The organism is Akkermansia sp. GGCC_0220 (genome assembly GCF_017566105.1).
In the GTDB taxonomy this organism is placed as follows: domain Bacteria; phylum Verrucomicrobiota; class Verrucomicrobiia; order Verrucomicrobiales; family Akkermansiaceae; genus Akkermansia; species Akkermansia massiliensis.
The window spans coordinates 254,067-264,068 of the sequence record NZ_JABFCI010000003.1; the positions used below are offsets into that span (position 1 = coordinate 254,067).

The 10,002-nt window shown below is 57.6% G+C and carries 7 protein-coding genes; 5 read left to right on the forward strand and 2 right to left on the reverse strand.

What is annotated here, in order from left to right:
- Window positions 1–27 precede the first annotated feature (27 nt).
- The 4 genes from HJW02_RS14130 to HJW02_RS03910 all read left to right on the forward strand — a co-directional run bounded on the left by HJW02_RS14130 (window position 28) and on the right by HJW02_RS03910 (window position 5,746).
- Window positions 28–1,446: an OmpA family protein gene (locus tag HJW02_RS14130; RefSeq protein WP_180970955.1), complete on the forward strand. Its 1,419-nt coding sequence runs from the start codon at window positions 28–30 to the stop codon at window positions 1,444–1,446.
- 34 nt (window positions 1,447–1,480) lie between these two features.
- The gene (locus HJW02_RS03900) at window positions 1,481–2,323 is read left to right on the forward strand and encodes an HAD hydrolase family protein (RefSeq protein ID WP_180971842.1); all 843 of its coding nucleotides are present in this window, start codon (window positions 1,481–1,483) and stop codon (window positions 2,321–2,323) included.
- A gap of 142 nt (window positions 2,324–2,465) precedes the next feature.
- Window positions 2,466–4,412, forward strand: a complete 1,947-nt coding sequence (locus HJW02_RS03905) for a M60 family metallopeptidase (RefSeq protein WP_102722725.1) — start codon at window positions 2,466–2,468, stop codon at window positions 4,410–4,412.
- Window positions 4,413–4,495: 83 nt separating this feature from the next.
- Window positions 4,496–5,746 carry an MFS transporter gene (locus tag HJW02_RS03910; RefSeq protein ID WP_180970954.1) on the forward strand — a complete coding sequence of 417 codons (1,251 nt, stop codon included), beginning with the start codon at window positions 4,496–4,498 and terminating at the stop codon, window positions 5,744–5,746.
- Window positions 5,747–6,184: 438 nt separating this feature from the next.
- On the opposite strand, the gene HJW02_RS03915 is transcribed toward HJW02_RS03910, so the two are convergent.
- Complete coding sequence (locus HJW02_RS03915) at window positions 6,185–7,822, reverse strand: SpoIIE family protein phosphatase (protein ID WP_102722727.1); 1,638 nt, start codon at window positions 7,820–7,822, stop codon at window positions 6,185–6,187.
- Between the two features lie 129 nt (window positions 7,823–7,951).
- Window positions 7,952–8,638 carry a sigma-70 family RNA polymerase sigma factor gene (locus HJW02_RS03920; RefSeq protein ID WP_022397257.1) on the reverse strand — a complete coding sequence of 229 codons (687 nt, stop codon included), beginning with the start codon at window positions 8,636–8,638 and terminating at the stop codon, window positions 7,952–7,954.
- Between the two features lie 123 nt (window positions 8,639–8,761).
- On the opposite strand from HJW02_RS03920, the gene HJW02_RS03925 reads away from it, so the two are divergent.
- Window positions 8,762–9,775: an endonuclease/exonuclease/phosphatase family protein gene (locus HJW02_RS03925; RefSeq protein WP_102733112.1), complete on the forward strand. Its 1,014-nt coding sequence runs from the start codon at window positions 8,762–8,764 to the stop codon at window positions 9,773–9,775.
- Window positions 9,776–10,002 lie beyond the last annotated feature (227 nt).

The window sequence follows — 10,002 nt, forward strand, 5'->3', positions numbered from 1 at the left end:
CGTGCCTCTCCTTTTGCTGATGATCCCGTGAGTGCCAATCAGGAAAACACCCGTGAACTCCGCGAGAACCGCCGCAGGCGCAGCCGTTTCATCCTGCCTGCGCCGCGCCATCTTGCCGCCGTGGCGGTGGGGGCCCTTCTTGCCGCCGTGCTGGTGCACTACCTGGGCTTCATCGTTCTGAGCTGGTTTGACCTGGGCATTCATGTGCACAAGGCACCCGCGGTTCAGGAGGACCGGAAGCCGCTGCCTGAGAAAATCGTGCTGAAAGCGGACGACCGTCCCGCACCGGATGTGGCGGAAGTGGTTGAAAAACCGGATATCGAGCAGCTTGAGGAAGTGCCGCCGGAATTGCCGGACCTGGAGGACATGCTGCCGGAACAGGTGGTGATCGCTCCGGGGGAAACCAGCTTTTCCGCCGATCCGGTTACTCCGTCCCCGCCGGAATCCCTCGCCCCCAGAATGCCGCAGGTGGACATGAATGCCGTCGCGAAGGGACTGCCTGAACCTTCTCCGCCCGAGATGCTGAAAACTTCCGCCAGCCCGGCGACTATCAAGACGGCGGAGCCGGACATGGTCAACCCGGACGAATGGTACAACAACAAGCTCAAGGGGGCTGGCGGCCAGGATGATTCCCATCTGCCGGACGGCAGTAAATCACTTTCCCAGTTGATGGCCCAGTCCTCCCTGGGCAAGGACAGCGGTTACAGCAGGCTGGGCGCGGACCTTCTGTTTGAATACAACAAGGCGGTGATGAAAAATTCCGCGCGCCTCAGCATGCTTCAGCTCGCCGGGCTGATGATGAAAAACCCGGACACGATTTTCATTGTAGAGGGGCATACGGACAGCTTCGGTTCCGGAGAATATAATGCCGTGCTCTCCCTGATGCGGGCCAATGCCGTGCGCCAGTGGCTGAAGGACAACGGCATTGCCCTGACGCGCCCGAACGGGGAATGCAGGCTCTACATACGCGCCTGCGGGGCCTCCCGCCCGGTGGTCTCCACGAAGGGGGACCGGAATGCCCAGGCTGCCAACCGCAGGGTGGAAATCCACATGCGCAAGCCGGGAGAGGAAATTCCCGCCGGAAGCCTGCCCGTCACGTATGCGGTGGATATGAATACCCCCATTGCCCGCCAGGTGCGGGCCGGCGTGGGCGCCGAGGCCAGAATCCCCGCTTCCGCAGGAGAAAGGAAAACGGCCCCTGCGGCGCGTCCGCCGTCTGCCGTCCCGGCAGCCCGTCCCGCTCCCGCTGCGCCGGGACGCCGGGAGAAGCCTGCGCCGCGGCAGGAAGTCATCCCTGAGGCGGAACCCGTTCCGGAAACCATTCCTTCCGCCGAACCCGTGGAAGAACACATTCCCTCGGCGGAGCCGGTGGAGGAGGATATTCCGCTGGCGGAACCCGTCGTGCATGCGGAGAGGCGCGCCGCGGTGAAGGGAGGACTGGCCTGAAATGGAACTGATGCGTTTTCTGCCGGTCCGTGCCTTGCCCAGGCCCGGACTGCCCCGGTATCTCTTCTCCTTTGACTTTGACGATACCCTGTTCACGCTGGGGGGCCCTGCGGAGGAAAGACGCGTTTTTTTCAAAACCATGCGTGGACTCCGGGCGCGGTACGGCGTGCTCTGGGGCATCAATACGGGGAGGGACCCCGTTTACCTGCGGGAAGGGCTGATGGACATGTTCCAGGGTAATCCGGAAGCGTTTGCCCCGGATTTTACGGTGACGATGGAACGGAACGTTCATCTGGCGGATGCGGAAGGGCGGCTGATGCCCGGCGTTCCGTGGAACGATGCCTGCTCCGTGGCCCATGACGACCTGTTCACCCGTTACGGCGGAATGCTGGAATCATTGATGGACCATCTGGAACACCGGTTCTCCGGGCTGGAACTCCGCAGGCAGGCCAATGACGCTTTTTCCCTGGTGGTGAACGATGCCTGCGGGCTGGATGACGTCTCCTGCGTCATTCAGGACACGGTTGGACCGTATGATGAAATCGTCACGCAGAGGGCTGGGCCCTACCTGCGTTTCAGCCACCGCGACTACAACAAGGGGACTTCCCTGGCTTTTGTAGCCTCACGGTTCGGTGTGCCTCCCGTCCATGCGGCCATCTTCGGAGACGGGCACAATGACCTGGACGCCATGCGCCATTTGCCGGAAGCGTTCCGGTGCTGTCCCTCCAATGCGGCGGAGGAAGTGAAAGCCATGGTAGCCTGCGGCCATGGATACATCAGCCCGGAACCGCGCACCCGCGGCGTGCTGGACGGCCTGATGCATGGCGCGTTCCCCCATTTCGGGATGAAGGCGGAGGTTCCGGAAGCGGACGCTTGAAAAACGGGGGACGCCGGATGCGGGGAAAATCGGTTTCCGGAATGTTCTTTCCATGAAAGCTCCCGCGGAAAAGGAAGAATCGTATTGACAAGAAATGTCTGCGATGCAGAAATAATGACGATTTATTCCGAATTCCGATCACATGAATATTCCTTCTTTTACCCGAAGCGTCTCCAGAGGTTCCGCCGTAGGCTGGTTTTTAGTGCTTCTGCTGGTTTGCGGCGCGGGCGCCGGATATTATCTGTACCAGGATAACCTGGCAAAAAGGAAAGCTGCCCAGGAATTGACTGCCGAGCGTAAAATGAAGGAGAAGAAGGCCAGGGAAGCCGCTGAAAAACAGAGAATGCAGCGTGAGCGGGAAATCAGGGAGAAGAAGGAAAAGGAGAGGCAGGCAGAGCAAAAGGCGCGTGAGGAAGCCAGGGAAAAGAAGGAACGGCAGGCTGCGGAAGCGGCTCAAAAGCTCCGGGAGCAGGCTCAACGCGAAGAGAAGGAAAAGAAGAGGAGGGAGGAGCTGGAACGGCGCGAACGTGAGGAACAGGCCCGCAGGCAGGAGGAAAACATCCCTGTAGAAGAAGATGAGCCTGAACCGGAAGGGCGTTTTCCCCAGCCTGTGAAGAACCGGATGCCGGAGCTTTCCGTCTACTCAATCCCCTCCAGGGATGAAATTCAAACGGATAAGGACAAGCCGCTGGAAACATGGTCCTGGGACAAGGCGGAAAAAATGGCGGGAATGGAGGAATTCCCTGCGGGAGCCGCTCCGTGGAAAAGAGGTAATGACACCCGGCGCATGCAGGAGCTTCTGGAAAAATGCCGGGAATGGAAGGACGCCAAGCTTTCCACCCTGAAGGCGTGCCCGGCGGCGAAGGATTTTCCCGGCGTTCCGGAGGACGGGGCCCAGACGGTCAGAAGGACGGTGGAAATAGATTCCAACATCGGCGGCTGGCACAGTACGGGACTGTATGCTCCCCCCGGAGGGGAAATCTCCTTTTCCCTGTCCGGCGCGCCCAAGGACAGCACGGTCAGCGTGCGCATAGGGTGCCATACGGACAGCCTGCACAAGCTGGATGAATGGAAAAGGGTTCCGGAAATAACCATGCAGGTTCCGGCGGACCGGGGCCGCGTGAAAATGGTGAACCCGATGGGCGGCCTGGTTTACGTGAATGTGGGCCAGCGTTCCAAACGGGGAAAAGTATTCAAGGTTCAGATTTCCGGAGCCGTGCCGGCCCCTCTTTTCGTCATGGGGAAGACCACTCCGGAACAATGGGCCGAACAACTGGAAAATACCAAGGCGCCGTGGGGGGAAATCTGCATGCCCCGCCTCATTGTCACGATGCCCGTGGAGCAGTTGAAGCGGTGCCCGGATGTTCAGAAAACGGCTGAATTCCTGCAAAAAAACATGGCCCTCCAGGACTGGATCATGGGATGGGACACCAAGCCGGACCGCCTGCATCACCCGATGCGTTTTGTCGTGGACAGGCAGATTTCCGCCGGGGCCGGGCATTCCGGTTATCCCGCCATGGCTACGAAGGACTGGACGGACTCCATTGCCAGCGGCTCCATCATCCATTCCGGAAGCTGGGGGCTATGGCATGAACTGGGGCATAACCACCAGTCGCCTCCGTTTACGATGGAGGGCCAGACGGAAGTATCCGTCAACATCTTCTCCATGGTCTGCGAGGTAATGGGCACCGGGAAAAACTTTGAATCCTGCTGGGGCGGCGGCATGGGGCCGTACGGCATGAGCGCTGAGATGAAAAAATACTTCTCCGGCGACCAGACCTACAATGAAGCGCCCAATAAGGTGCAGCTCTTCTTCTGGGTGGAGCTGATGTACTATCTGGGATTTGACGCTTTCCGGCAGGTGGCCCTTCAATTCCATGACAAGCCGTACGACAACGGCAAGCTGAGTGATGAAAAGAAATGGGAATGGGTCATGAACGCCTTCTCCAAGGTCACGGGAAAAAACATGGGGCCTTTCTTTAAAATCTGGCGCATGCCGGTTTCCGAACGCGCCGCGGACAGGATGAAAGACCTTCCCGTCTGGCTGCCTTCCAAGGACTACCCGGTCTGCTATACCGCGGAGGAATAAAAGGGTTCCGGGATTATGAGGGCTTCCGTTGCCGCACTCGCGTCTGGACGGTTCCGGCGGCGGGGGCTAGGATGGCGGAGCTGATGAAATGGCTGAATGACTGGCTGGGCTTTTTCAAGCCCCTTCAGGTGAGGAACCTGCAAATCTTCTGGTCCGGGCAGGCCGCCGCCCTGATCGGGATGTGGCTGCAGGTGACGGCCATGGGCATTCTTGTGTACGACATTTCCGGCGGCTCCGCCACGGCGGTGGGCTTTCTGGCCGCCCTGAACGCGCTCCCTTTCTTTCTGGGCGGCATGCTGCTGGCCGGGCTGGGAGACCGTTTTGACAGGAGAAAACTGCTCATAGCCGTGCAATGCGTCCAATGGCTGGTGGCCGTAGCCCTGTTTCTGCTGACGATGCTGGATATGCTCCAGCTATGGCACTTGTATGCCGCCGGGCTGGTCATGGGCGTCAACCAGACAGTGGGTTTTCCCACGCAGCAGGCTTTTGTGGGCGATCTGATCCCGCGCAGGCAGTTGCAGGAGGCCGTGGGCATGTACTCCCTGGTATTCAACACGTGCCGCGCCGTAGGTCCGGCGCTGGCCGGCTACATCATTGCGGAATGGGGGGCCGGAACCGCCTTTGGCGGCAATGTCGTGGCAAGCCTGCCGTTGATAGGCTGCCTGGTGGCTCTGAAAGGGCGCGTTGCGGATACCTCCGCCCCTAAAAAGCAGCGCGGGGCCGGAAGAAAGGCCTCCGGGCTCAAGGCGGTGCTTTCTACGCGCAGCCTGCTCTTCATCATGATCAGCGCGCTCATTCAGAACATCTGCGGGCAATCCCTTTACCAGATTGTTCCGGCATTGATGCACGGGAACCCAAGGAATACCGGCCTCATTCTGGGAGCGGTCGGAGCCGGTGCCATGGTGAGCATCCTCTTTGTCCTGCCGTTTGCGCGCAAAAGCGACAGGGTGGGGGCCAAGCTCTCCTCGGGCACGCTGTGGATGGGGAGCGCATTATGCGTGGCCGGCATCATTCCCGTGGTGGAAATACAGGCCCTCTGCTTCTTCTTTGCCGGTCTGGCTACTTCTTCCCTCTTTGTCACCTCTTCATCCGCCGTGCAGCTTCTGGCGCCGCCGGAACGCAAATCTGCCATTCTGGGGCTGTTCAGCATCGTTACGATTGGGGTGCAGCCTTTGGCGGCCATGGGCTGGGGAGCCGTAGTGGATGTTTGGGGAGTCCAGGCGACGATCATCATGGCGGGAGGGCTGGAAGCCTTGTTCTCCATCTGGATGCTGAGCGTTCCGTTCTGGCGCAACTTCAAATTCTCTCCGGATGATTGTCCTGAGGCAACCTGACGGATCCTTGTCATTTGGCGGCATGGGAAAACTGCCGTCCCGTATTCCGCTGGCTTTTAAGGATTGGTCAGGAAGATGCGATTCGGGAAGTTCCTGGCGGCGGGAATTCCGGAATGCGGCTTGGGAGAGGCTGGAAAGGAAGTTCTTGAACCTGTTTTACTGAAAAGAGAGCAGGCGTATTCCGGTCCTGCGGGAAAATTGAAAGCCGCTTCTGCCGTTTTTCTCCTGGCGGGAATCATCTGCGGCCTTGCAGGGAGAATGTGCCTCCCTGCCGGCAGGACTCTTCAGGGAAAAAGGAAAACTTGGCAGACCGTCCTTCCGGGAAATAGCCTTCCTGCTTGAATGATTCCTGTTTTTCAGGCGGACGGAATGTGGATTTTTCCCCAGCAAAAAAGGAGGAAGGAGGTAAATATCCGGAAAATGGAGGAACCGGGTTTGTTAATGCCCCGGCTTTGCCTCGTGTTCGGAATAACTGATGCCCAGCATGCAGATATCGTCGGCCTGGTTGGTGCAGCCGGTGAACTTTGCTACGCAGGTAAGGGCCTGATGGACAAAATCCTTGGTGCTCTTGGGGGATGAGTTGTTAAAATAATCGATCAGCCTCTCCACGCCCAGCTCTTCCCCTTCCGAATTGGCGGCTTCCGTCAGTCCGTCCGTATACATCAGGACGCGGGAACCTGCCAGGAGGGGGAACTGGGCGTTCTGGTACGTGGCATCATCCAGCAGCCCCAGGGCAATGCCCCTGGGCAGCGGCATCTTGCGGGCGACTCCGTCCGGCCCCAGGATAATGGGATGCGGGTGCCCGGCCGTGGAGGCGGTCATGACGCCGGTTTCCAAATCCAGGTAAATATAAACGGCGGAGGCGAACATGGTGGTATTCGCCCGTTGCAGAATTTTGGCAAGCTGGTGGTTGAGGGAAGACAAAAAGGCCGCCGGATTGTCCGCCAGATGGGACAACTGCTCCATCAGGCCACGGAGCATGGAAGCGATCAGGGCGGCGCGGATGCCGTGGCCCATCACGTCGCAGACGATGGCGCCTACGCCGGAATTGCCCACGGGAAAGGCATCGAACCAATCGCCCGCCACCCCCTCTGAAGGAGTGAAAATGTGGTGGAAATCCACATGGCGCGTCAGGCCGTGTTCCGTATGGGAGCGGGAGGGAATCTCATAGGGAAGCAGGGCGAACTGGATTTCCCGGGCCAAATCTATCTCCTTCTCCAGGGACTTGTTGCGCTCTTCCAGAATACGGGCTGTTTCCGTGGCCTTGATCTCCGTCTTCACCAGCTTGGTGACGTCGCTGGAAATGCCCACGATGCCCTTCAGGTCCCCGTTGCGGCCGTACCAAGGAAACTTGCTGATCTGGCTCCAGGAATCATCCTTGTGAAGCCATGTTTCATGATGGAGGCGGGCGCGGATGGGGCGTCCGGTCGCCATGATGTCCATCTCCTCCTTGCGGGAAATATCGGACATCGTCTGATCGAAAAAGTAACCGTCCGTCCGGCCCGTCAGGTCCGCCGGGGTGGGGACGCCCAATTTATTGGCCGTGGCCGTGTTCGCCAGGACGAAGCGCGATTCCCGGTTCTTGAAATAAATGCTGTCCGGAATGTGCTCAATCAGGGTGTGGAACAGGTCCCTGTCCTCCGCTGCGCGCAGCTCCGCCGTTTTCCGCCGGGTAATATTCACCCATACGCCCACCAGCATGACGGGGCGGCGTTGCTTGTCCCTGCGCGCCAGTCCGTTGATGCGGACCCAGCTCCAGCTCTTGGAATTCAGCTTCTTCATGCGTATTTCAATGCGCATGGGCATGTGGGAATGGCCGTCCAGGTAACGGCGCACCTCCTGGGAAAAAAAGGCCTGGTCCTCCTCGTGGATGGTAAGCTCCGGCTGGGTGAAAATATTGGGGGCCTTCTCCTTGCGGCTGGCCCCCATCATGGTCAGGCAGCGGTCCGTGTAATGGATGACGCCCGTTTTGATATTCCAGATATAAAACCCTTCTTCCGCCGCCGCCAGGGCCATCTTGATCTTGTCCCAGGTAAAAACTCTCTGGGCGGAATGTCTGTTGCGTGAGGGCGGCATTGCAGTTGCCGTTATCTAACGACAAAACATCTGCCTTGGCAAGAGGCAAAATAAAGGAATCATTCCTGAAAAGCGGAACGGCAGGAGAAAAGCGGGAAACGGGCCCGGTTGCACCGGGGCGGCATCCGCCTATCTCTCCTTCTCCTCTTCCTGGGAATGAAGGAATTGCAGCTCTTTCTTCAAGGCGCTTCCTACGCGGTGCTTCGCCAGATAAACCTGGGCAATCGTGACGCCGAGCTGTCTGCGGACCTTCGCCGCATCCCACTCCCGTAGCACGTAATAATCAAAAATTTGAAACTGCTTGGGAGACACCTTCGCTTTGACGCGTTCCAGGGCCGCCTGGAGCAGGTTATTCTGCCACTCCCTCTCCCACACCTGGTCAAAATTATTCTTCCCTTCGTCCGGAATCTTGTCGATGGGATGTTCCTGGCTCTCCGTGGCGTCCGGGCTCATCAGCATGGCCGTATCCTTCTTCCGCTTGCGGAACTGGTCGTTAATGCGCCAGCGGGTCATATTCCAGAGCCAGAGCTTGAAGGAACCCTGTTCCGGCTTGTAAATATTCTTCTTGCTCTGCTTGGCGATGGAAAGAATGGTCTCCTGCACCACGTCCCAGGCTTCGTCCTCCCTCAATCCGGCCTTGAGGGCGACGGAATAAATAAGACGCCAGTACGTCCGGTAAAACTCATCCCACGTGCGCTGGTCCTCCCAATTCTCCAGGCGCGCAATCAGGCTTTTCCTGGTATGTTCGGCATATTGGGAAAGTGTCTGCTCGTCAGGCTGGGACTCGTTCTGGGGTTGCAATGAAGGCACATTCATGGTTTATCATGAACTACGGATGAAAGTGAAGTGAAAGCCGAGTAATAAGCCGGAAAATTTTGTGCGGCTCGGCCTGTTCATTCACTACGTCCTTCATGGAGAAAATCTTTCAAGGGAACGGACATGATCAGGAAAACGTCAAAACGCAGGGGAACCTCCGTCATCGCGGCCCTGGTTGTGCTGTGCGCGGTGCTGGGGTACGGCTTGATGGAATGGAAGCCGCTGACGGATACGCCGCAGGCGGTCCCTGCCTCCCGGGAGGCGCCCGGGAAGGGAAGGGTTCCGGAGAAAATCTCTATACCGGAAAAGGGAGAACCTGTCAGGTTATTCACAATGAATGCTGGCAACTACTTTGTACCGGAAGATCCGCGCAGGAGCAACTTCCAGGTAAAATACAAGCCTGTCGAAGCACGGGAGGCCGTGGCCGAACTCATCCGTCAATCCGGTGCAGAAATAGTAGGATTGTCAGAAATGGGTGGGGAAGCCGCCGTGCGCGACCTGCAAATGCGGCTGAAAAGAAAAGGAGTTCAGTTACCGCATAAGGTCCTGGTCATGCGGAACGGAGAAGACCGGGGATTGGCCCTTCTCTCCAAATATCCCATTGTGGACAACCGTTCCGTGACGGACATGCCTGTATCCGGAGAAACGAAGAGGAAAAAAACGATGCTGCGGGGCATTCTGGACGCCACGGTGAAAACGCCGGATGGCCGCCTCTTCCGCCTGGTGGGCATTCATTTGAAATCGCGCCTCAGCCGTGACGGTTCCGCAGAAGACACGCGGCGAAGGGAAGCGTATGCCCTGCGGGACTACCTGAATGAAGCCATTGCCTCCCAGGACGGCATGCCGCTGCTTTTGTACGGAGACTTCAATGACGGTCCGGCGGACAGCGCTGTTCAGGTCATCCAGGGTCCGGCTAAAACGGAATACCGCCTGAACCGCCTGAAACCCAGGGATTCCCGTGGGGAAACCTGGACCATCTACTATGAAGACGGAGACACCTACCACTCCTTTGACCATCTCTTCATCAACAATACCCTGAAAAAGCGCCTTGGCCGCAAGCCCCCCATGGGCATCCTTGACTCTCCCCCCTCCCGCCAGGCCAGCGACCACCGTGGCGTTTGGGTGGAATTGAGGTAGGTAAAAATGATTTATTATAAAAAAGATACGCAATAAATATTTGTTAGATTTTTCAATTGATAAAATTGATATTTCCGTAATATAAAAATACATTTGCAAAAATTTAAAAAAATAATATCCTAATAAGGATGAAATTTGTAGTGCTGATTCTTAGCATTGCAACTCTAATAACTGATAACTATTTATTATCTGTTTTTTATTAGCATATGAATAATACCATTTTATTT